This is a genomic window from Desulfocicer niacini, assembly GCF_054657595.1.
This window is the reverse complement of sequence record NZ_BAAHYK010000034.1, coordinates 39,847-63,987: the sequence shown is the minus strand read 5'-3', so window position 1 is coordinate 63,987 and position 24,141 is coordinate 39,847. Positions and strand designations below refer to the sequence as shown.

General features: G+C 47.2%; 16 protein-coding genes. 5 read left to right on the top strand and 11 right to left on the bottom strand.

The features are described 5' to 3' along the window. Window position 1 precedes the first annotated feature (1 nt). The 6 genes from ACYQ2M_RS17500 to ACYQ2M_RS17475 form a co-directional block, all read right to left on the bottom strand. Window positions 2-895 (bottom strand): ABC transporter permease, encoded by an 894-nt coding sequence (locus tag ACYQ2M_RS17500; RefSeq protein WP_459917662.1) that lies wholly within the window; start codon window positions 893-895, stop codon window positions 2-4. A 109-nt stretch (window positions 896-1,004) separates the two neighbouring features. Continuing rightward, complete coding sequence (locus tag ACYQ2M_RS17495) at window positions 1,005-1,979, bottom strand: ABC transporter permease (protein ID WP_459917661.1); 975 nt, start codon at window positions 1,977-1,979, stop codon at window positions 1,005-1,007. Then, on the bottom strand, window positions 1,976-3,802 hold the full coding sequence (locus tag ACYQ2M_RS17490; protein ID WP_459917660.1) for an ABC transporter substrate-binding protein: 1,827 nt from the start codon (window positions 3,800-3,802) through the stop codon (window positions 1,976-1,978). The genes ACYQ2M_RS17495 and ACYQ2M_RS17490 overlap by 4 nt, the downstream gene beginning before the upstream one ends. Before the next feature lie 137 nt (window positions 3,803-3,939). After that, window positions 3,940-4,920, bottom strand: coding sequence for a glutathione synthase (gene gshB, locus ACYQ2M_RS17485; RefSeq protein ID WP_459917659.1), 981 nt, complete (start codon window positions 4,918-4,920; stop codon window positions 3,940-3,942). Between the two features lie 191 nt (window positions 4,921-5,111). Further along, the gene (locus ACYQ2M_RS17480; RefSeq protein WP_459917658.1) at window positions 5,112-5,954 is read right to left on the bottom strand and encodes an HDOD domain-containing protein; all 843 of its coding nucleotides are present in this window, start codon (window positions 5,952-5,954) and stop codon (window positions 5,112-5,114) included. A gap of 12 nt (window positions 5,955-5,966) precedes the next feature. Then, window positions 5,967-7,889: a GspE/PulE family protein gene (locus ACYQ2M_RS17475; RefSeq protein ID WP_459917657.1), complete on the bottom strand. Its 1,923-nt coding sequence runs from the start codon at window positions 7,887-7,889 to the stop codon at window positions 5,967-5,969. 287 nt (window positions 7,890-8,176) lie between these two features. On the opposite strand from ACYQ2M_RS17475, the gene ACYQ2M_RS17470 reads away from it, so the two are divergent. The 3 genes from ACYQ2M_RS17470 (at window position 8,177) to ACYQ2M_RS17460 (ending at window position 11,636) form a co-directional block, all read left to right on the top strand. After that, on the top strand, window positions 8,177-9,406 hold the full coding sequence (locus tag ACYQ2M_RS17470; RefSeq protein WP_459917656.1) for a hypothetical protein: 1,230 nt from the start codon (window positions 8,177-8,179) through the stop codon (window positions 9,404-9,406). A gap of 31 nt (window positions 9,407-9,437) precedes the next feature. Next, window positions 9,438-10,322, top strand: coding sequence for an ATP-grasp domain-containing protein (locus ACYQ2M_RS17465; protein ID WP_459917655.1), 885 nt, complete (start codon window positions 9,438-9,440; stop codon window positions 10,320-10,322). A 186-nt stretch (window positions 10,323-10,508) separates the two neighbouring features. After that, on the top strand, window positions 10,509-11,636 hold the full coding sequence (locus tag ACYQ2M_RS17460; protein ID WP_459917654.1) for a hypothetical protein: 1,128 nt from the start codon (window positions 10,509-10,511) through the stop codon (window positions 11,634-11,636). Between the two features lies 1 nt (window position 11,637). On the opposite strand, the gene ACYQ2M_RS17455 is transcribed toward ACYQ2M_RS17460, so the two are convergent. The 3 genes from ACYQ2M_RS17455 to ACYQ2M_RS17445 form a co-directional block, all read right to left on the bottom strand. After that, a complete protein-coding gene (locus tag ACYQ2M_RS17455; protein ID WP_459917653.1) occupies window positions 11,638-14,835 on the bottom strand; it encodes an Npt1/Npt2 family nucleotide transporter in 3,198 nt (1,065 codons plus the stop codon). A gap of 17 nt (window positions 14,836-14,852) precedes the next feature. After that, the gene (locus ACYQ2M_RS17450; RefSeq protein WP_459917652.1) at window positions 14,853-15,734 is read right to left on the bottom strand and encodes a formylglycine-generating enzyme family protein; all 882 of its coding nucleotides are present in this window, start codon (window positions 15,732-15,734) and stop codon (window positions 14,853-14,855) included. Between the two features lie 101 nt (window positions 15,735-15,835). Beyond that, entirely contained in the window at window positions 15,836-17,176 is a 1,341-nt protein-coding gene (locus ACYQ2M_RS17445) for an adenylate/guanylate cyclase domain-containing protein (RefSeq protein WP_459917651.1), read from the bottom strand. 379 nt (window positions 17,177-17,555) lie between these two features. Between ACYQ2M_RS17445 and glnA the strand changes: the two genes are divergently transcribed. Both glnA and ACYQ2M_RS17435 read left to right on the top strand, forming a co-directional pair. Beyond that, window positions 17,556-18,884, top strand: a complete 1,329-nt coding sequence (gene glnA, locus ACYQ2M_RS17440) for a type I glutamate--ammonia ligase (protein ID WP_459917650.1) — start codon at window positions 17,556-17,558, stop codon at window positions 18,882-18,884. 451 nt (window positions 18,885-19,335) lie between these two features. Beyond that, a complete protein-coding gene (locus ACYQ2M_RS17435; RefSeq protein WP_459917649.1) occupies window positions 19,336-19,779 on the top strand; it encodes a flavodoxin domain-containing protein in 444 nt (147 codons plus the stop codon). A 100-nt stretch (window positions 19,780-19,879) separates the two neighbouring features. Here ACYQ2M_RS17435 and ACYQ2M_RS17430 read toward each other — a convergent pair whose 3' ends face one another. Next, window positions 19,880-20,791, bottom strand: coding sequence for a diacylglycerol/lipid kinase family protein (locus ACYQ2M_RS17430; RefSeq protein ID WP_459917648.1), 912 nt, complete (start codon window positions 20,789-20,791; stop codon window positions 19,880-19,882). Between the two features lie 122 nt (window positions 20,792-20,913). Continuing rightward, on the bottom strand, window positions 20,914-24,138 hold the full coding sequence (locus ACYQ2M_RS17425; RefSeq protein WP_459917647.1) for a hypothetical protein: 3,225 nt from the start codon (window positions 24,136-24,138) through the stop codon (window positions 20,914-20,916). Between the last annotated feature and the right edge of the window lie 3 nt (window positions 24,139-24,141).

Sequence of the window (24,141 nt, the reverse complement as noted above, 5' to 3'; positions counted from 1 at the left end):
ATTATTTCCCCTCCTTGCGCAATCGAGGATCCAGAACTTCGTCCATGGCACGGCCCACCATGTAAAAGGAAAGGGTCAGAAGGCTGATACAGATCCCCGGGGGCAACAACCAGTAAGGGGCCTGGAACATATGACCGGAACTCCACACCCACTGCAGCATCATGCCCCAGCTGATCTGGCCGGGATCACCAAATCCAAGAAAGGAAAGGGACGCCTCCACCAGAATGGCCGAGGTGACCCGGAAGGTCATGTACAAAAAGGCCAGGGGCAGGACATTGGGCATGATGTGCTTGAAAATAATTCGCATGTTGGAGGCTCCGGCCACCCGGGAGGCTTCAATAAAAGGTCTCTGCTTCAAAGAGAGGGTCTGGGACCGGATCACCCGGGCCACGGCCGGCCACCGCAAAATGGCAATGAGAAAAACGATCATCCAGATATTAAGCTGGCCGAACAGGGCCGCAATGATGAGCAAAATCACAAGGGAGGGCAGCACCATTACCATGTCGGCCAGGCGCATGAGAAGCATATCCACAATACCACCGGCATAGCCTGACACCATGCCCACAACGGTGCCGATGACAATGCTTATGAATGCAGAGGCCAGCCCCACGATGAAAGCAATTTTAGAACCTTCCAACAGTTGACAGAAAATATCTCTGCCGATGAAGTCAGTTCCCAGCCAGTGAACGGCACTGGGTCCCACGGAATGTAAAACCAGGGGATCCACCCCGGTCATGGGATCGTACATGTCCCCGATCAAGGGCAGAGCAAAGCTGGCAAGAGCCATGCAAGCAAACAACATCAAAAGGCCCAGACCCGCCTTTCCCAATGGATTCTTAATAAATATTCTCCAGCTGGATGAAAACCGCTGGGTAAAACCAGACGTATAACTCATATTACCATGGTATCCATATTTTTATATAGCCCACATGTCCTGCTGGACACAACGAAGCATGAAAATGGCATGATGCCGCCCCTAACGGGCACCCGGAACCCAGTACCCATTAATAATGAATTCGGGGATCCAGCCACGCATACAATAAATCCACAATAAGATTGGCAGACAGAACCACCGCCGCAATGAGCAAAAAACACCCCTGAGCCAGGGGATAATCATTATTGCTCACAGCAAAGATCAACTCCCGCCCGATGCCCGGCCAGGTGAAAATCTGTTCGGTAAGTGCACCGCCGTTGATGGAAAAGGCAAGGCTCAATCCCACACTTGTCACCACGGGAAGGGCTGCATTTTTTGCCGCATGGCCATTACGGACTACCCGGTCCGTCAGCCCCTTGGCCCGGGCCGTCAAGATATAATCTTCCTTTAATACAGACAGCATGCTGCTTCGCATCAACAGCAGATAACTGCCCACATGGATGATAAAAAGGGTTAAAAGGGGTAGCAGCATGTGATGAAGCACATCCATAGCTTTCACCATAAAGGAGCTGTCTGTTATCCACAGTTCCGGGGACATGATCCCCCCCAGGGGAAACCAGCCCACCTGAAACCCCAGCACCCACAGCATCATCAGGGCAAACCAGGGCACAAACAGCGTATGGCACACCAGGGCTGAAATGGAGAGAACGCCATCCAGACGGGAGCCCTTATGCCAGGCCGACAGTTTTCCCAGGAATATACCGGCCAGGGCCGCAAGCAGGGTGGATGTGGTGAATAAAAGAAGGGTACACGGCAGGCGCGACAAGATCACCCGGGCCACGGGTTCTCCATAATGAAATGAAAAGCCAAGGTTACCCGTGAAGAAATTCTTAACATAAATCACGTACTGGGTGCTCAAGGGTTTATCAAGCCCCATCTGTTCTATGAGATGAGCAGCATCCTCCGGGGTGAGCATGGGGTCCACCATGCGGGTAACAGGATCACCTGGTGCCAGTCGAAACAGGAAAAAAAGAACTGTGAGGATCAAAAAAAACAAAATAAACAGCTCCAGCGCTTTTTTGAGCAGAAACAAGGTACGATTCATGGTTTTTCAGCTCCCGAAGCAGTTACAGGTTTCACCATGCAAAGCGACCACAGATTACCGATGCCCTCCAGACTTTCCACCCATCCATCAAAGCGTTTCCGGGAAGACACCTCCAGCATGTCCGGGTTGTACAAGGGAATATAGGGCAGATCATCAAGCAGGATCTGCTGCATCTCCAAAAGCAGTGCCCGCCTTTTGTCCTTGTCCATTTCTAGGCGCTGGGCATCGGCAAGGGTATCAAAAACAGGGTTTTTATAGCCGCTCATGTTCCATCCCCGGGGCTTGTCATTTTTTGAATAAAAAAAGGTCCGGACATAATCGGGATCCAGATTCAGTTTGCCATATCCAAGTACAAAGGCATCAAAATCGTGTTTTCCCTTGACCTTGTCCAGAAGTGCACTGAAGGCCATGGGTTTTGCAAAGGCGGGAATCCCAATCTCCCGCAGCCACTCCTGGATCATCATGCCAGCAAAGGCCCGCTTGGGATCATAGTCGGCGGGGGGCGTTAAAATAGTGATTTTTTCCATGGGTTCACCGTTTGGAAGACAGATATTGCTGGGTTCCCGGGGATTACCCGCTTCGTCCACCGGGGAAATCTGCCAGGTATAACCTGCCTGCTGCAACAGCTCACAGGCTTTTTGAATGCGTTGTGTGTGGTTCATGCCCTTGCTGTACCTTCTGACATCAGGGTTATGCCAAAACAGGTTGCCCGGCGGAACAACGGAGTGCATGGCTACCCCATAATTTTGAAGAAGGCGGGTGACGATGAAGTCTTTGTCAATGAGGGTGGCAATGGCCCGGCGTAAAACCTTGTCGTCAAAGGGGGGCTTTCTTAAATTAAACCCCATGAAGTACAGGGCACTCTTGGCATTATGAAACAATTCAATGTCCGGAGACTTTTTTAAATCTTCCACATACCCCGGCTCTATGCCCCACCAGTACATGTCAATTTCTCCTTTTTGCAGGGCAAGAATGGCCACATCGCTGGTGCCGTACATTTTGTAAATCACCCCATCCACCCAGGGCCCGAGACGACGATGGGCAATGGTGGTGCCGGTGCCGAAAAACCAAGGGTTTTTTTTCATGTGGACAAAGGTACCTTTTCGGTATGTAGATAGCATGAAGGGGCCGGTACCAAGGGGGTTTTCAACGGTATGATTTTGAAGGGTTCTTAAGGGTTTTTGGGTTTTCAGGGCAGCATCAGCCACGGTCTGCCACTGTGCCCGGGAGACCATGGGGGCGGTGAACACCCGGGACAAAACAATGGCAGAGGGTTCCTTTAAATAAAACCGCACCGTGTGGTCATCCACCACCTCTATTTTATCAATGGCTTTCCATTTGCTGTAATAGCGGGGCACTTTGAAATCTAAAAAAACACCGGCGGTAAAGGCCACATCATGGGCGGTGAAATCCGTACCATCGGACCATTTTGCCTTTTTTAACTTTACCAGATAGCTCATGGTTTGTGTTTCAAGTACAGGCATGTCCTTTGCCAGCCAGGGGATTAGTTCCAGGTTGTCGGGGTCCCGGACATACATGGCTTGGTAAATCTGGGACAGGATTTTCCAGGAATTGGAATCACTTGCCAGCCAGACATTCAAGGTCCGGGGCTCTTCAGGAAGCCCGATTGTCAACACATTTGCGGATTTGGTTTGCCGGCAGGACAAAAAAAACACCATCATCAAAAGACAGATCATGGAAAAAAACAGAACATTGCCCCAGACTCTTTGCTGGTAATTACATACCTCAACATAAACGGATGTGTTCCGGTCCATGGATTTAATTTTACTTATGGAAAACGCCGGTCTGAATTTTGTCATCATGGAGGTTTCAACTTTCAGGATTCAATTCGTTTAAATTTTTGGATATTTTGTCATATCAGGTACAATATAGCATATCAACAGGATCAAAGATGCCATAACCCAGCCCTGGCCACGATGTTCAAACTCCGATGATGTAATCAGATCCGAATTTTGTGTTCAATAAAATCAATAACCTTTGATTCAAGCTTTAAGCCGGTTAGCTGATTGATCCGAGGAATACCGCCGGGGCTGACGCAGTTGACTTCAACAAGCTTGTCCCCAATGACATCAATACCCACAAAGTAAAGGCCATCTGCCTTCAGTTTAGGCCTTATCTCTTCGCATATGGCCCTCTGGGAGGGGGTAATTTCATGGCGAAAAACCTTGGCACCGGCATGAACATTGGTTCTGAAATCTTCTGACACGGATCTGCGGTTCATGGCACCAATGATCTCTCCGTCCAGCAGAAGTATCCGAACATCTCCCTGATGCTTCACATTTTCAAGATACTCCTGAACCATTATGGGTTGGCGCTGGGGGTAGGGTCGGTTGGCCCGGATATAATAGTTGATCAGGGAATTTAAATTTTCAGGATCACGGTTGCTCACCTTTATCACCCCTTCCCCGCCATGTCCCTGAAGGGGTTTTATGATCATATCCCCCCCGAAAGTATCAATGATCCGACGCAACCGTTTGGGGTCCCTTGAAATATGGGTCTGGGGTGTAATGTCCGGGAAATTAAGGGTATATACCTTGCTGTTACCCTTGATCTGACCCATGGGGTTGTTCATGACAAACACCCGGTCACACACGGGGCCTAAAAATTCCATGACCTGATAATTGATTGGGGGGTCTTTTCTTAAAAAAAGGACATCCAGGTCCACCACCGTTTCAAAGATCAGCTCATCCTGGATAAGGCAATTAACAAGGGCATCCCAGTAGGCTTTCATGGACAGATCCGGTTCTACTGAAATATTTCGCATCCTGGCCACCACCTGATTATCCCGGATATAAAGGTCATGGGGTTCCAGAAAAAAAACCGTGTGTCTTCGCTGGTTGCACTCGTACATCAGGTGGGAGGTGGTTTCCCATTGGGGGTCAATGCTGCGAAGATCGTCCATTAAAAATGCTATTTTCATATGGTGCTCAGTCTCTTCCAGTATTTCTTTTGGGGCCTGCTCACAACATGAGTACAGGTCCTATGGCGGCTGGCCAAGGTTATGACCATGCCAGATTGAATATCCGTGGTGAATAAAGTAACATACTCGAGAGATGAATCCCATCAAAAAATAAGGACCTGATCACAACAGGCATTAATCCATTGTAAGCGTCACATTGTAAGCTTCAGAGAGTCTTCCAGTTTAATCTCCAGTTCTGCCAATGCCACTTCGGACAGTCCCAAAGAATGGGCTTCGGGGGTGGCAGCAAGCAGAAGGGATGGATTTTCATTCAGGCCAATCCCCATTTTATTACAGGCAAAATTGGCAAGCCTCACCATCCGTAGTATAATATTTTCATCCCCGCATGTCTCATCGTGGTGTTCTAATACCACCTGACAATAAACATCGGGCAGGTTCCACTTTTCCAGAAGGGCATGACCATACTGCACATGCATGGTTTCCATGAGTTCACTGATCAATTCCGGAGACGGCAGGGCCAAAATCCGCTTTGATGCAATAATTTCATCAAATATTGTGATCAGAAACAACTTGCCCACGTCATGGAGCAAACCTGCGATAAATGCTTCATTGCTCATGTTGACAAATCCGCGCTTGCGTGCGATCCATTGACTCCCAATGGCGCATCCCACGGAATGGGACCACAGCTTTGCCAGAAGTTCTTGATCCATGGGATTGTCGGATTGAAAATTTTTTCGATGGGTTACGAGGCTCACCACATTGGCAATTTCCTGAAATCCTATGCGGTTAATGGCATTGCGCACCGTGGTGACCTTTTTCAAACCCCGGTAAAAAGCAGAATTGGACATGCGCAACACCTGGCTTGTCAGGGCTGGATCTGATACGATGAGTTTTTCCACCAATTGAAGATTGGGCTCTTCCCGACCCACTTCCTGCTGAATACGCAGAGCATTTCTGTCAAATGGCAAAAGTATGGTTTTGTCGCTGGCAATATATTCTTCTGCCATTTCGATCAATGAAGCGTCCTGTTTCATTTATCCCTTTCTCTATAATCCCAGAAGATTTTGAATAATCGGCAACGGTCTTGGTTTGTGCAGGCGCGGAAGACACCGTAAAACCTCCTGAAAGGTGGTGGTACCCGTTGCCGCAAGGGCAATGCCTGTTTCCATGAGTGTCACAAGACCCGTGGATTCGATACCGATATGCCGAATCTGATAACTTGTCTTTTTTTCAAGAATGGCATTACGAACGGCTTCGTCAAGGATAAGCATTTCATGCACCCCTAAGCGTCCTTTATACCCAGTATATGCACATTCACTGCATCCGAAGCCCTTTTGGAAATTTCCATTTTCAATATCCGCCGGGGAATACCCGAGAATGCGAAGATCCGCAGGGGTCACCCTATAGGGCATCTTACAGTGGGGGCATACTTTTCTGAGAAGCCGCTGGGCCAGTACACACACAACGGTGGAGGAAATTAAAAACACGTCCACCTCCATATTCATAAGCCGCACAAGCCCCCCAATGCTGTCTTCCGTATGAAAGGTAGTCAGTACCTTATGCCCGGTCAAGGCGGCCTGTACGGCCACCTGGGCAGAAAAGGTATCCCTTATTTCACCAATAACAACCACATCCGGATCTTGACGGACAATGTGTCTCAGGGTCTCATTGAAGGTCAGATTAATTTTGGGGTCAATGGAACACTGGGCAATGCCATCCACCACGTATTCCACAGGTTCTTCTGCGGTCACAATGCTTACATCGGGCCTGTTCAGATAATTGATACAGCTGTACACGGTGGTGGTTTTCCCTGATCCTGTGGGACCTGTGACCAGGACCACTCCGCTTGGGCAGTCAAGGGCCGCTTCCCGGAATCTATTCAACATACGGGGCGGCATGCCGATGTCCTGAATATTAAGCAGATGGGCCTGACGTCTCAAGAGACGCATGACAATCTTTTCTCCATGCAGCGTCACAAAAAAGGAAACCCGGAGATCAATCTCTTCCCCCGCAGCTTTAAAATCAATGCGCCCTCCCTGGTGTCTGCGTTTTTCGGCAATATCTGCCTGGCACATGACTTTTAAACGACTGCTCAAGGCAGGGATGATTTCCCGGGGATAATCTTTGTAATGAATCAAAACCCCATCCTGACGGAATCGTATGCGCAGCCTGTCGGTGAGGGGTTCTATGTGAATATCAATGACCCCAAGAGCAATGGCATCTAAAATCAGCGTATCAACAATTTCAGGTATGGACACTTCTATTTCTCTGGTGGATACATCCTTTTTAATATCCGCCTGAAACTGACGGATCATCTTTAAGATGGCGCTTTCCCGTGCAATACCCGGGATAATCCTGCATTCAAAGATATTTTCTGCCGTTTCAATTCCCCGTTGACTGCCGGGATCTGCAAATGCTGCAAGAATTGCTTCCCCCTCCCGCCGGATGGGTAGAAAAACAAATTCCTGGAATGATTTTAAGCGTGCCACGGTGATGAGGCTCAGGTCAAACTCCACAAATTCAATCTCAATCAGGGGAACCCCCAGTTGAACGGAGAGGATTTCAAGCAGTTTTTTCTCCTGGATAAAATTATATGACACAAGCACTTCACCCAGCTTGCGACCCGATTTTTCCCTGGCCTGGGCTTCCAGGCATGTTTTGAGCTGCATGGCAGTGATATGCCCAAGCTCAACCAGTAGATCTCCTATGCGAAAAACGCTGTAATTTCTTCGAACAACATCAGAAATTTTATCTTCCGTCAGATACCCGAGTTCTTTGAGCACATCCAGCAGTATACCGGGAGTTTCAAGTTTTGCCTGTATTCTGAGGGCATAGGCAAGCTGGGTTTCTGTAAGTTCTCCCTCTTTCATGAGAATGGATACAATCTGCCCTGGTCCCCCGGGGAGATTATGAACCATGGTGCTGTCCTGGGTGCCGGGGCTGGAAAGTCCGGATTTTGAAGGTTTCATTGATTTGTTGTTTCTCAAATATAATTTATGAATAATTATAAATAACCGACACTTACCAAAATAAACTCTTTTTTAGGGGTCTGGTGCCAGATGTACATCAATTGATGTTAAGTCTTGAAAATCAACACCGGTTAAAGTAACATACTCCCATTATGAATCCCACAAAAAAAAAGATTTTATTAATTCATCCGCCGCATACCCTGAAATCGGCCAGATTGCAGGAAAAGTCCCTGTTATTTTTACCAACAGCACATATTGAAATAACAGCCTTCTGCCATGATGTGTGTATGACGAGCCCCCTTGGAGCAGGCCTTTCTGGAAGCGATCATATCACCATCTATGATAAAAATGCCACCGGGAAGTTAGGATGGTACCCCGCCATCAGGTCCGATGACAAGAACGATACGAATTCGCTTATATTGCGTGTGCTCCAGGGCATTGATGCCATGAAACCGGATGCGGTTTTTTTCCAATTGCCCTTTGAACAGGAAGAGACCCTGTTCGGGATGCTTGAGGCCATCAACAGCAAAATAGATATTCCAACGGGTATTACCCGGATAATCAAAGGCGACCAAAACAACTTTCAGCTACCGGAAAAATATCTCGGCACTTCACGCCCTGACTTCATTCAGTGGGTGGTATCCAATGTAAAAGACCCATTGGATACCCGTCCCCTGTGGCAACTGTCCAGACAAGGTACCTGGAATCATTTTGTGGTTGATCCAGAAAGCACATCCCCGCAGACCACTGAACTTGTTTCCTTTATCCTGTCCAATCCCAACATTGCCCATTCCCATGAAATGTACTCATCTGTTTCGGAAGGGGAAAAGGCGCCTGGACCGGACTCACAGACCTTTCCTGACGTGGATATTCCTTACAGCACAGTTACCCCCCTGCCGGGAATCCCCTTGTGGCAGGCCCTTGGCAATCCTGCCCTTATTTTGCTGTATCTGACAACTTGTTCCCAGAAAGAGCTTTTTCCGGTTCGAGTGAACATTGACACCGCCACAGCCTTTTCCCTGGGCAAAGATATCCGATTTTATTTTCAAAAACCAGAAGACCTGCCCCCAGGTTATATGGATGAAATATGCAAAATGGTGGCGGCCGGTGGATCCGTTGCCACCAAATGGGTTCGATATAATTTGGAACGGGCCTTTCTCATTGCCTATGCCATGGAACATGATGTTATTGTGGGAAATTCCAGTCTGAAACGCCCAAGGAAAGCCTTTATTGAACGGATAAACAATATATCGGGTATGAATTTCACCCATTTTTTGGAACGGGGATACACCTCGGTACGACCGGAATACCGGGCACTCGGGGTGGGGGCAGAACTCCTAAAAGGCTTGACTGCCCGGGCTGAAGGCCATAAAATTTTTTCCATCATCAGTGAAGACAACACCGCCACCCAGAAAATTGCCATTCGGAACAACACCCGAAAAGTGGTGACGTATTACAGCGAACAGATGGGTAAATCAGCAGGGATATGGATGCCGGAATCCATGATTGACCTCTGACAACACAAGATAGAAGGATTGGGTAACCCAGATGAAAATCGGCATCATGACCGTCAATGATATTTCATTTCACCCCACCCGGCGGCTCACCCAGGCGGCGGAAAAAAAGGGGTACAGAACCATTCTGATCAATCCATACCGAATGTTATCCGGGATTGAACAAGACAGGTTTAAATATTTTATTGAAGACCTTTCACAAATGCCGGATGTGGTGCTGCCCCGCCAGGGTTCGCCCATGGGAGAATACGGACTGGCCCTGCTTCGTCAGTTCATGCACCTTGGCATCCCCCTGATTAACGGACTTGACGGTATCACCATTGCCAGAAACCAGTACATCACCCTCCAGACACTTGCGGCAGCGGGCCTGCCGGTGCCGGACACCTTTTTTATTACCGCGGAGACGGGGTTTCACCGGGCCGTTGAACACCTGGGGGGGTACCCGGTCATCGTCAAACAGATGGACGGCATGGGGGGGGAAGGTGTGGATCTGGTAAAGAAAGGTGATGATATAAAAGGACTTTGCGAAAAACAACTCAAGGACAAAAAGGGACTTGTGATACAGCAGCTCATTTCCCCTGATCACCGAACAGATATTCGCATCCTTGTGGTGGGAAACCAGGTGGCCGGAGCCATGGCATTAACCCCTAAAGAAGGGGAATTTCGCAGTAATTTTCACATGGACGGCAAGGCCCGATCCATTGATCTGTCCCCTCAATGGGAAGATATGGCCATAAAGGCTGCCAGGGCATGTCGTCTGGAAATTGCCGGTGTGGATCTCATTGTGGCCGCCAACGGAACCCCATATATCATGGAGGTTAATTATTCCCCGGGTTTCAGGGGGCTTGAAGGGGTTACGGGTATTGATATTGCAGGAAAGATTGTTGATCATATAGCTGGAATAATGAAAATGATATGATGTCGCCCCCAACGGCCATCCGGGTCGGACCGGATGGCCGTTGGGGGCTCTGCCGTCGCTATTTTGAGACAGAATTTTCTTATAAAAACCCACATGGCAGTAAGCGCCTGTCACAACGAAAGTTGAAACTCCCATCACTGCAGCATGTTGAATGAAACTTCTTATAAAAAAGGAAAACAGACAGCCATGATTATATCCCAGCTCACCCAAACAAAAGATAACACATATACCCAAATCAGCGCCCGGGTACAATTTGAAGCAAGCAATCACCCGGAAAAAACCATCTTCATAAAAACCCCCCATGCCACAGGGGACAAGCTGTCTTTAACCCCCCACGCCTTTCTGGTGGGCTGCCTCATCCCTGCCATGCATTTTAATGAAACAAGAATCAAAATGAATGAAAAGGTCTGCCCCACCCTGCTTGAAGGACTTAACATCGCCATGGCCATCACCAGGGTTTGGAGCAAGGGGGCGTACACCCCGCTAAAGCTTGAAACCGGTGTACTTGATCATGCTCTGTTTTCTGACAACAGACATGCCGGCATGGTCATGTCCGGGGGCATGGATTCCCTTGCGGCCCTGAGGCTCAACCGCCTTCGATACCCGGCTTCCCATCCTGGATCAATCAAGACCGGGCTTTTCATCCACGGATTTGACATCGGAGGCGTGGTGGAACGTGGCATGAAATACCATGTGTACGACAGGGCCATAACGGCCATCACCCGCATCACCGATGATGCCGATGTGGAGCTGATACCTGTGTACACCAACATCCGGCATCTGTGTGATGACCGGGTTTTGTGGTTGGAGAATTTCTTCGGAGCCGTGCTGGCATCCATATCCCATGCCTTTGCAAAGGTGCTCCACATGGTTTACATCGGTTCTTGTTATGATGTTTCCTATCTTCACCCCAACGCATCCCATCCCCTAAGGGATCCGGAATATTCCAGCCATGATCTGCGCATCCGCCACCGGGACCACGATCAATCCCGGCTGGATAAAATTAAAATTGTGGCAGACTGGGATGTGGCTTTAAACAACTTCCGTGTATGTCTTGCCAATGTTCCGGACCGGCTGAATTGCGGGGTGTGTGAAAAATGCGTTCGCACCATGATTGAACTTCTGGCCATAGGTGCCCTTAACAAAACAGCTGCCTTTGTGGAAAACGATGTCACCCCGGATATGATCGCCAAATATGATATCACCATCCGAAAACGCCCGCCCTATTATCAGGCAGTGTTACCTCTGTTGAGGAAACAGGGGCGTATGGATCTGGTTAAAACCATTGAAGGGCTTCTGAGTATTCGGGCTTAATCTATTGTTCAATCTTACTGTGAAGGTGCCGGATACGCCGGCTTAGCAGGGAACAAATTTGCAGCGCTATCCGGGGATACTCCATGACGGTTTCATTGAATGCCTGTTTATGAAGTATGAGAAACCGGGATTGCTGCACCGTCTGAATGGTGGCAGACCTCGGGGAATCATCCAGAAGTGCCATTTCCCCAAAGGCTCCGCCCCGGCCGATGGTGTCAAGCACCACCCGTTCATTGGCAGACACCTCCCGCACCACCTCCACAAGGCCTGAAATAACCATAAAAACGGTTTCACCCACATCGTCTTGGTTAAAAACATGCTGACCAGAAGGATAGGCTCTTTCCTCCGTCACCGCGGCAATAGCGGCAAGCTCGGCAACCTTTAGATCTGAAAAAAGCTCAATTTCCCGCAGAAGCATAATTTTTTCAGCAAGAGGAATTTCTTTTTCCGATGACTCTTTCTCTCCTTTTATATCTGCGGTTTTCTTTTGTTGAATCATTTCAATTTCCTTTATGATGTGGTGGGATGCAAACGCATCATGGACCTCCCAGACAGCTTCAAGGCTCAGACGTCCAGGATCATCCAGGCTTAAATCAAGGCCCATGACCACATCCACCCAGTCTTCGGACAATACCAGTCGCTTGTAAACATCAAGGCCTTTTTCATCAAAATTGGGAATGGTGGCAACGGCGCGTCCTTCCATCACGGCGATGGCAGGTGTGGGACTTTCCAGCAGAGGCCGCATGATGGCAAATAATCGACGTTCCAGAAGATCCGACATCAACTCAATGGCATTGGCCTGGTATTTTTTATCAGAGGAAAAAACACCCTTCCATGCGGTTTTCATGCGACCGGTGCCATCATGGATAACCAGGACCCGTATAAGATTTTCCAGAATTAAATCCTTTTTTTCCATGAGATGGATCTTTACAAGCTCCCGGATAGGGGTGGAGGGAAGATCTCCCACATTTAAACCCATGGCAAGATAAAGATAACAGCTTTCAAGTGCGTTTCTGGCAAAATGGTATACATCGCCATCTTTTATGTCCAGATGCTCCAGCAGATCAAAAATTCCTTTTCGCAGTTGACGATCGGGTATGGCAAGGGATTCCACCACAATGCGGTTGTTTTGATATGCTGCCCCCCGAATCCGTTCACCGGCCAATTCCCTGATGGATGTGTCCTTGTCTCCCACCCGCAGCAGCCCATGGCGAAAGGCGGTTTCATCACTGATATCAAGGGCTGTTATGGCTGACTTTCGAATCTTTGCTTCCCCGTGGGTCAGGTAAGGTATGAGGATGGTATTGACATCCTCCACGCCAAGCCGGGACAAAGACACCAGAAGATTGGCGATAAGGCTTGACGAAGGAGAACCATAAAGCAGGTTCAACAGCGCCGGAGCAACGGCATTATCCCCCACAAATCCTGCACAGATCACCCCTGCCCTCTGGTCTTCATCATGGGGGGATGACAGCCATGAATTAAGAATAGCGGCGCATGTTTCTGTTTTCTTTGGCCAGAGACAGGCAAGGGCATGGCCCCGGAGTTCTGAATTTGGATTTTCCAGATAATCTTCCATGGAAACCATGTCCAAAGCCTGTATCCGGCAATTATTTTTACATTGAATCAGATGCCCGAACGCCGCAATGGAAAAATCAGGTTTATCCGGATGGGCCTGGGCCAGAAGCTTTTTCATGCTTTGTGCATCCAGGGCCTGGGAAAGCATTTTCACAAGGGATATTTTTATATGGTCCGCCTGGGATGGCAGTTTTCTGAGGATCAGGCGATCAAAATCGGGTATGCCAAAATGTTTAAGCAGGCTGGCATACCACAAGGTGTTCTTGCCTTCAGCTCTTAAAAAGGCATTGATCAGTGCATCTTGAATTCTTCCTCCCTTGAAAATTTGGGCCAGCTGCCTGGCATCAAAATGTTTGAGTTCAAAGGTGTCGGTTTTCATTAAATCCAGCAGAATCCGGGTATATGTCGCTTTCAGGACAAAGGGGGCAGCCGCCCAGGCAATGACAAAGGGAAGGGCCACCAGGGTCAGATACCGGGGATGAAAATAGTTGGTGGAAATAAGAATCAGACCAGACCCCAGAAAAAGGGCACACCGCACCACGGTTCCCCTTAAAAAGGGACGTACCATGACCCGATAAGAATCTGGAAAAAAACCCATTAAAATGGCATTGGCCGGAACATTAATGGTGGTGCGAATCACCGTTGTGGACATTCTGGCATACATGGCGGCAAAGATATCAAACCTGAATAAAAATCCCAGCAGGGCAATGGCGTAGTTAAAAGGATGAAACATTAGGGCCACAGAGATTCCCCATCGACCGTAAATTCTACCCACGAACAACAGAATAAAAAGGCTGATAATATTTAAGACCCCCCGGAAATAGCCAAAAAACTGTATCATACCCGCTTCACTTGCAAATTGGTTATCAACGGCATAATTGAACTGATAATTGATGATGGGAATCACCACATTGGGCATGAAGGTCAGCACCAGTACAATTTTAAACAGGGTGGATTCCCTGATCAGCGGAACCAGACGCTTAAATTCCTCAATCATGGGGGGGCTATCCTTGGAAACCCCGGTTTTGGGTTCCGTAAAAACCAAGGTGGGAAAGCGTGAAGTCATGGCATTTACAACCACAGCACCTGCCAGTGCCAGGCTCAAATATACATAGAGCAGGTTGTCCATGCGAAACACAGATGCCACCCAGGGGGTTATAAAACTGCCCAGAATCATTCCCAGCACTCCGCCAGCGGTGAGCAACGGAAAAAGACGTTTGGACTGCCGGTTGTTATAAAGATCATTGGCCAGATTCCAGAACATCAGAGCCTGGAGCATCTCAAACTGGCTTTTCATCATGAACAGTATGGGATAGATAATGTCAATGCCATAGGGAATGGCCATCCGGATAACTGTGACACATATGCCACATATGATAAATATCCAGGAAAGCAGACGGGTGGCGGCCATACGACCGCTAAAGGCCGTTATAATTCCGGTGAGAAAGAAAGTAATAACTGCATTGACCATGTTGACCAGCGGAAGATACTCCACACCATAGCGCTTTAGGAAGGCTGTTTCGGCAAAATTATTCAACAGGGTTCCAGCACTTCGGATGATAAATAGAAGCGTCACAGTCCAAAGCAGAAGAACAATTTCATCTTCATAAACTTTGAGCATATTGAGCAATTTTCCTGTCATTTCTCAACCTCAAGAACCACCCTGAAACCTGTGGTCTTAAACTTTCCACCGGGATGGGCCCAGGCTCTGTTGGCGCTCCGGCAATAATGACCATGCATAAACCAGCTGCCCCCCCTTTTGATCCGGGTGTCCCAGGCAATTTCCCGGCCGGGCTGTACCCCATCATCCAGGGCCAGATATCCATGATATGCATCTGCCACCCACTCCCAAACATTGCCGTGCATATCATAAAAACCCCAGGGGTTAGGGGGGTAGCTCTTCACCGGTGCGGGCAGATCCAACTTTAACCCCCGGGATTTGGAAACCTCAATGCAGTCGGAACACTTAAGGCTATTATTGGCGAACATGGCCTGGGTACAGTCAATGGTATCTCCAAAACTGTAAGCCGTGGTGGTGCCGGCCCGGCAGACATATTCCCACTCTTCTTCCGTGGGCAGCCGATAGGTACCCTTGCCCTGACGATTCAATTTTCCGATGAAACGCTTGCAGTCATGGTGGGACACCCGGGTCATCGGTAAATTATCTGGACCTCTCCGCCGCGAAAACATCTGCTTTGGCATGATGCGGTACCATTGTTTAAGGGTTACTTCCGTGGTCTGCATGTAAAAAGCATTTTTTATATGAACCTGATGCTGGGGTTCATTGGAACTTCTGAAGGGTTCATCCTCAGGACTTCCCATGATAAAGAACCCTGGTTTTACCAGGATAAATTCCATTTCCGCCTCATTGACAACCCTTGCATCCAGAGCCTCTGCCATGCCGGATGCAAAGATAAATACAAAAACAAACAGATGGCAAAGGACAGGCACCCATTGCCGGATGATCTTCTCTGGAAATGAGATCTCTGCCTGATATCGTTCTTTTTTATGAATCTTCATAGAATGAACTCCTTTGGGTTGTGGGGCATCTCAATGGGTGGTGTATACTCCGATGTTGACAGAATAACTGACAAATGACCCCGTTTATCCATGGATTACTTTTATTTAAACATTTCCCAACGCCATTTTCGGAGCATATCCCTGTCTGTCTGGGTCATGGTGGTTATGCCAAGGCGGGTTACAAAATGGATGCCAGCTTGTTTCACCTCAACCACTTTTGCATAAAAGTCACTGAAGCAATGCACCTGCCTGCAAAATTGAAACTGCAGCTTTATATCCGTAAAAAGGGGAAGTTCCGGTAATATAACGGCCTCCAGGTGGGTTTCATCGATGGAAAGGGTGTGGCCGCTCAAAGGTGTATCTGTCATTCTTTTCTCATGAATTACCCAATAATGAAAGGGAAGCCTTATGGACATGGCTTTTCCTGGCCCGACAACAACATCAAGGGCCACATGATATGCACCGGCAATGGCGGAGACACCATAAAAAACCAGGGGCGTTTTCATCCCCTTCATCATCACTGTCCTGGGGGAAGCCGCTGTAATTATGGATTTCACATAATCATAGGTTGACTTCCCGATAAGAATTTCTCCTCCAATTGTATTGGACTCTATACGGGATGCTTCATTTACCGTGGCACCCACAATGCCATATTTCATGCGAAGTTCAGATCCGATATTACCCACAATAACTTCCCCGGTATTAATACCAATACCCATTTCCATGGGAGGAAATCCTTTTAAGCCTATTGCATGATTTAAATGGTTAAGAGCATTCTGCATTTCAATGGCACAGGCCACACCACGTTCCGGATCATTGTCGTGGCTTTCCGGTGCCCCAAAAACAGCCAGAATGGCATCTCCGATGATCTCGTCAATGATTCCGTCATATTTGATGATCACTTCAGACATTTTTTCCAGATATTGATTCAGATAAAGAACCATTTCATGGGGATCTCTTTTTTCAGAAAGGTGGGTGAACCCACGCAGATCCGAAATCAAAACAGTAACCGCTTTTCGACTACCGCCAATTTTAGGCCCATCTGGAGATTCCAGAATCTGATCCACCACTTTGCTTGAAAGGTACTGGCCAAATGTTTTGCGTATAAACCGAATTAAATTTAGGCGTTCCCGGGAGACTTCAAGTATTTTGTTTAACATATCATCCCGGGAACTTACGATCCGTTGAATCTCTCTTGGAGTATTGGTCGGAAGCAGCACCGGATGAAAGGACTCTGTCACCTGTTGTGATGCCCTGTTAGCAAGGTCAATCTGCTCCAGGGGAACAATGATTTTTTGTGTGAGAAATCGTCTGAGGCTGGTCATCATAAAAGCAATAATTACAGCCACAAACCCAATGATGCGAAGGGCATACCAGAACAAAGCCATGGCATCTGCATGGTCGTCTGTCATAGCCCTGTAAAGAAGTGAAAAAACAAGCAACACTCCCTCAATAAATAAAATTCTCCAAAAAATGCCCCTCAAAAGAATTCTTCGAACACCTGGTGCACTTTTATGTTCATTGTCCTGCCGCATCTGTTTTTACCTTGATTTTTTATAAAAAAAATTACAAACTTGAAAGATCTTAAGTCTTATAAATTCAATTTTGTAATCACAATTAGATATATCCCTCCAACCCCAATCAAGAGATATACATTATAAAACAAACACTTATATATTTATAAAGTCGTGTGGCACAATATCTGCATTTTTAGAAAATAAATTATTGAAAATAACTTTATACGCAAAGATCAAGCCTGACCCCCTTAGTATTACTTGATCATTGAGTTAAAAAACAACACTTTAAAATTGGAGAAATATCATGACAAAAGAAGATATCCTTAAAATCATTGAAAAAGAAAACGTTAATTTTTTCAGAATGCAGTTCTGTGATATCAATGGTTTCATGAAAAATGTTGCCGTACCCAAAAGCCAGATTGAAAAGGCTCTGGATGGAAAAATCATGTTTGACGGTTCATCCATTGATGGATTTGCACGCATCCATGAGTCAGACATGTACCTGGTTCCCGATTACGATACCTTCTGTGTATTGCCCTGGAGAAATAAGGCAGGTGTTGCCGCCGCCAGAATTATCTGTGATGTATATAAATCCAATGGCACCCCTTTTGCCGGCTGCCCCCGTGTGAACCTGAAACGGGTTCTGGCAGAAGCCAAAGAGATGGGTTTCACCATGAACGTGGGTACGGAAGCCGAATTTTTTCTGTTCAAACTTGATGCCGATGGCAACAGCACCACCAAGACCGATGACAATGCAGGTTATTTCAGCCTGGACCCCGAAGATACGGGTCTGAACTGCCGGCGTGAAATCATTGAAACCCTTGAAACCATGGGCTTTGAAATCGAAGCGTCCCACCATGAAGTGGCTGAAGGTCAACATGAAATCAATTTTAAATATGCCGATGCCCTCACCTGCGCCGACAATACCCTTACCTTTAAATGGGTGGTAAAATCCATTGCCAAGAAACATGGACTCCACGCAACCTTTATGCCCAAACCTATTTTCGGCATCAACGGCTCCGGCATGCACACCAATCAGTCCCTATTCAACCTGGATGGCACCAATGCCTTTGCTGATGAGAATGATCCGCTTAAACTCAGCGAAGTGGCCTACCAGTACATTGCAGGTCTCATGAAAAACGCCAAAGATTTCTGCGCCGTCACCAATCCCTTGGTGAACTCTTATAAACGTCTGGTGGCAGGATACGAAGCACCGGTATACATCGCCTGGTCCACTTCCAATAGAAGTGCACTGCTGCGTATTCCAGCCTCCAGAGGTATCGGAACAAGGGTTGAGGTTCGCTGTCCGGACCCGGCATGTAATCCCTATCTGGCCTTTGCCATGATGCTCAACTCTGGACTGGACGGCATTAAAAACAAACTGACCCCTGCACCGGCAACAAACAGTGATATTTTTTCCATGAACGCCGCAGAAAAGAAAGAGGCGGGCATTGCGGCCCTGCCGTCAAGTCTGCGTGAAGCGTTGAACGAATTCATAGCAAGTCCCATTGCCCAAAACACCCTTGGGGATCACATCTTTGAAAAATACGTCTTTAACAAAGATAAAGAATGGGACAACTATCGCATTTCCGTGACAGACTGGGAAGTGAAACATTATCTTAACATCTATTAATTTATCATGATTCGTAAATTTTTATTTTTTATTCTGCATGTGCAGTTTTGATCTTCATGCAGAAGACCTCAAGATAATGGCTCTTTCCCATTGATGCACAGGACAGTCCGGCAACCAAATACACACGAATTGACAACTATTATATAAGCATAATATTTGAATCGTTTGAGCAATGTTTAATTCATGTATGAAGTTGCCGGACCGTTTCTGTTTCATGAGACACTATTGTTTATAAATCATGATACACATTTTTCCTTCAGTGGCACTCCTCACCAACATCGAAACTCCACTCCATATATTTTTCATAAATATTCCAAGATATTACAATAAAATATAATTATTGGCATAATCTTTGCTTTTCATATCTGAAAATTATAGAGAATTCTTCAAGGATAAGGATTCATACAGCGGATATTTATGGCTGCAACAATTCAATTAAGGGGGACAAAAGATGAAAAAAGTTTTAATCGCCTATGTGAGCAGAACCGGTGTGACAGAAAAAATGGCTAATTATCTGGCAGAGGGCGTTCGCATGGGTGGACTTGAAGCAACGGTGATGAAGACCTCCGCCATCAAAAATGAAAAAGAATTAGCTGGTTTTGATGGATACATTTTTGGATGCCCCACCTATCACAAAGACATGACCTCCGGCATGAAGCAATTTCTCTTTTTGGCGGAAAAAGCCAACCTTACTGGCAAAGTTGCAGGGGCCTTTGGTTCCCACACCCACAGCGGTGAATCTGCACCCATGATATTTGATACCATGCAGTATGTGTTTAAAATGGACACCGTCACCCTGGGACCTTTGAATCTCACCGAAGGCATGATGGAAACCGATGAAGGTGCCAAGGCCTGTCAGCAGTATGGTAAGGCTTTGACTGAAAAATTTCAGTAATCTTCTTTGGCATCCTTAGATTTTCACTTCTAATTTTCGTGTTATTCTGGGTTGTTTAGATTAGTTTAATACAGGGAAATTACTCAGGGGAAATGATTAGTCATTTCCCCTGAGTGCATCTGGGGGTATGACACATTTTTAACGGAACCATCAGAGGCACTTTGCCAGGCTTCAACTGAATGGAGACATTGGAATGCCACCCATTAAAATCACCGTCAAGCTCAACGGGTATGGGTTTTATGGAATCAACTTCAATGTGTTTACCTTTCAGATAACGTACTCCTTTTAAACGGGTTATCTGGCTAAACTTTGAAAAAAGAAAATATTTTAGCAATGAAAAAAAGTTCATAACGGGAAAAACCACGATATCTAGCTCTCTGCTGTCCACAGCCGCTTCAAAGGCAATTTCACAGATGCCGCCAAAATTGCGCACATTACACACAAGCACCATGGCCCCCCGGCCACATTTCACACCATCGACTTTCACATCAAAAAGAGCATGATTAGGGCGTCTCAATGCACGCAGTATGGGCATTACATAGCTTAAATTACTCACCCTGCCCTGCCGTATTTTTTTCATTTCTTCGGTAACCCTGGCATCAAACCCGACACCGGCAACCATTATAAAATCACTGCCGTTCATCCGAGCCACATCTGCCATCACCGTCCTGCCATTTTCCAAAACATCTGCCACCTGCGTTGCATTTTCAGGCAACTCAAGGTCCTTTGCCAGAAGGTTTGCATTCCCCGTGGGCATCTGGACAATGGGAATGGTAAATCCTCCGGGAATGCCGTTGATAATTTCGTTCACGGTGCCATCCCCCCCCACAACAACAATTCTGTCGGTCTCTGAACCCACCCTTGCTATACGGTCTTTTCCGTCTCCTGTAAACCGGGTAAGATGGGAATTTACATGATGCCCCCTTTTTTCCAGGATGGCTTGAAGGACACGAATTCTTTTTTCCCCATCGCCCCCACTGGCAATGGGATTGCCTATGATAAATATATTCATTTTTCTCCAAAAGATTCTGGACTTTGTAATAACATAGACCACTTGTCAAAGTTGACGGTGCAAAGTGGCACATGCCATGATCAAGCCCCCAAAATATGATCATCGTGTATTAACATCAGGCCCTACATATGCTTTAAATCATGAAGATATTCCTCATATCTCATGAGATAAAAGGAAAGGGGGCGTGAAAATTTTCTGCCAAGGACCCCATCCACAAACATGCGGCTGACATGCTGTTCCTGTTCCAGAACTTTCTGGGAGAGCAGGATGATCATGCGCTCTTCAGGGGTAAACCGCCCCATCATTTCCCTAAGGGTGATGCGGGCTCTTGGCTGGTACATCCAAAAATAAAGCATATCAAGGGAATTAATGATAATAACCGCCATTAAATCACGCACTTCTGAATTGGCATTATTAAGCAATTTTTCAGGGGTTTCCAACATGGAAAGCTCTCCGGCATCGGGAAAAATAAGTTCCAGTTTGGAATAGGCTTCCAGAATTTCAGAAAATTTACGTCGGTAATCACGGGTCCGAAGGGCCATGTTCTGAACGCGATCCGCTGGGCCTTCAATCAATGCCGCCACCAGGTCAGAGGCTGCCTTGGAAATAACCGCCGCCCATTTCTGCAGAATATTTTCAACGCCTGCAGTTCCGATGCCGTTTAAGATGCCCCCGGTGATGGCACTGAAAAGAATGGCAATGGGAATGGAAAAAAGACTCCGAAACAGGTTACCGATGATGGCCGCCCGGGGAAATCCCCGGAAGGCATTATGGCTGGCAAGGTAAATACCGTTGGCCGTGGCCATGATGGTATAAAGGGCTGTGGGATTGGTTGAAATAGTTATACCCAGCCCATGATTGAGCACAATCGTTTTAATAAAATAATCCAGCAACGGAACGGAAAATCCCGTAAACAGCAATGAATCCGTGATCCGCTCCCAGCTGACATAATCATTCCAGCGCAGCAGAGGAGATCTTATGATACCGCCACCGCCAAGAACCGCCTGGACAATGTTTCTTAATCCCGTGATACCAAACCAGATGAAAGCTCCGAAATAGGCAAGCACCCACCAGTCCTTGGTCAGTGCAAAAGTGGCAAAGGCAGGGATAAAACCAATGATAACTTTAAGGCTGTTTTTAACTCCGGTGTTAAGATTTGCCCAGGATTTCCGGGGGGGCTTATCCTGCTTTTCACGCAGGGGAAGGGCAAGGGCAAGGGCAAGTTCCTGCTGAATGTGCTGACGTCCCCCGCCAAGGGTTACAATATTCCCAGAATTGCCCATGGTGGTGGAATATTCCTCGACTATCCATTTTTTGACTTTTTTTGCTCCAAGATAATCCAGACCCGGAAGCGCACTCAACAAATTGAGCACACGTCCCATGACCCCACTGGCGTGACTCACCGGGATGGATGTAACACTGGGATAGGTTTTAATATGCAGGGGCAGAATCAGACGGGAAGAAGCATTGCGTTGAATTTCCCTTCTTGCCCGCTGGGGAAGGGAATCAATGACTCCCAATCCCATGCCATAGGCAAGCAGCGATCGTCCAGTGGAATCGCTGCCAATGCGAGATTTCAAGGGAACCCCCTTATATAAATTCTTGAGGGTGGCAAGGTCATGCAGGATGGTGACAAGCTTAGCCCGACGATCGGCTTCATCAATGTACTTCGACTTTTCCATGCGATGAATAACATGTCTTACCAAACGTTTAAGGCGAATCAGGCTGCCGTCGTTGATGGCCTGCTGCAACTCGTTGATGGAAGAAACATGATCACGGTGCCCAGCGGCATAATCCTTTAGATTAAATATTTCCAGACGGGTGATAAGACCATTGCTGTCATAAAGCAGTTCCAGGACATCTTCCACCTTCAGGTTACTAAGGTTCAGGGTGATTTTAAAACTGTAATGAATCTGGGCAATCTGGAAAAGAAGCTCTTCCACGGAAAGGGAGAGCCTTTCCGGAACATTTTCTCCATCACAGGGAACCCAGGGACAGGGAATATCCGGGTAATGTTCTGGGGAAAAATAGTGGGCAACAATGCTGGCGGTGGTTAGATGTTCCAGTTCGTCCCCACAGTCCTTTTCCATTTTCTTCACTGGTTGATCAGGTGCATCGCCTTTAGCGGGAATATCTTTATTGGCCTTGCGTGATGTTTTCGTACTGGAGGCGGATGTTGCCCTGCTCGAGCCTGATATTACCAGCCCATCCGATGCCGGAGAAAGACCCGTGCCGATATTTTTCTGGGAAGATCGGCTGGTAACCACCTTGACACAAAGATGATAAATATATTCACCCAAATGAAGAATGGATGCCTGACCCGGCGAAACAAAGGCCAAAAAACGGACCGGGTCCAGGGGGGGAATATCAATACCGGTTTCTGAGACAAACCTCTTTCTGTGATAAAGATTAAAGGCATCAAGTACCTGCAGCACATATTTCTGCTGATACTGCATCACAGCCCTGCCCTTTTCCATAAACTCAATCACATGGGGTTCTGCAAGAAAACACAAAAAAGACTGTGAATCCATAAATCCCCTTGACACCCATATCAAAGAAACAAACCGATCCCGATACCGGGCACTGAATTCAATACCGATGCGGGTTTCAATGCCCATAATTTCTGCTGCTTCCAGAATTTCCGCCACAAATCGCGGTTCCAGATACTGGTAATAAATCACCCGCAACCTGCGAATACCTTTTATCCAGGCATCCATTATAAGGTGGGTGGGGGTTTTACGGCCCTTGGTATTGGCATCATGGACATGGTCATCAAAGGTAATCTGGTTCCATTCCTCTGGCATCTCCAGCAGGTGATATTTCTGGAGTTGCCGACGAATCAAACCGGGTTTGCCCGACGCTGTTTTCCGAAAATCATGGGCCAGTTCCAGCTGGCGGGCGTAATGCCCCCGGGCACGGACCAGTTCTTTCATCGATTGTAGAAGCACCCGGGCGGAATTCAAAGGCATGGGCCCTGTGCTGGTATCTATAATTTCATCCCGAAGCCCCTTCAAGGCCTGAATACGGTTCTCTTCATCTCCCCTTTCCAGGGAGTTAAGCAGATGCACCACGGAGTAAGCAATGCGAAGCCCTTTGGATTCTGACAGCTCCTTGATACCCAGTGGATGAAAAAAGGGATAATAAAGTTTTCTGGTGTACCCAAGAGACATGGGGCTGTCATAGAGATCATTGACGATCTTTATCAGATCATGATCTCTGGTGTCAAAAAAGAGGCGCTGGGCCAGGGGTTTCTTTCTTGAAGAATCTTTTGAAGCAGAAGGCCTGTCCATATTTGCCCTGGAAAAAAGCGTTGAACCCTCAGATGGTTTTCTGAAAAAATTTGACATCTA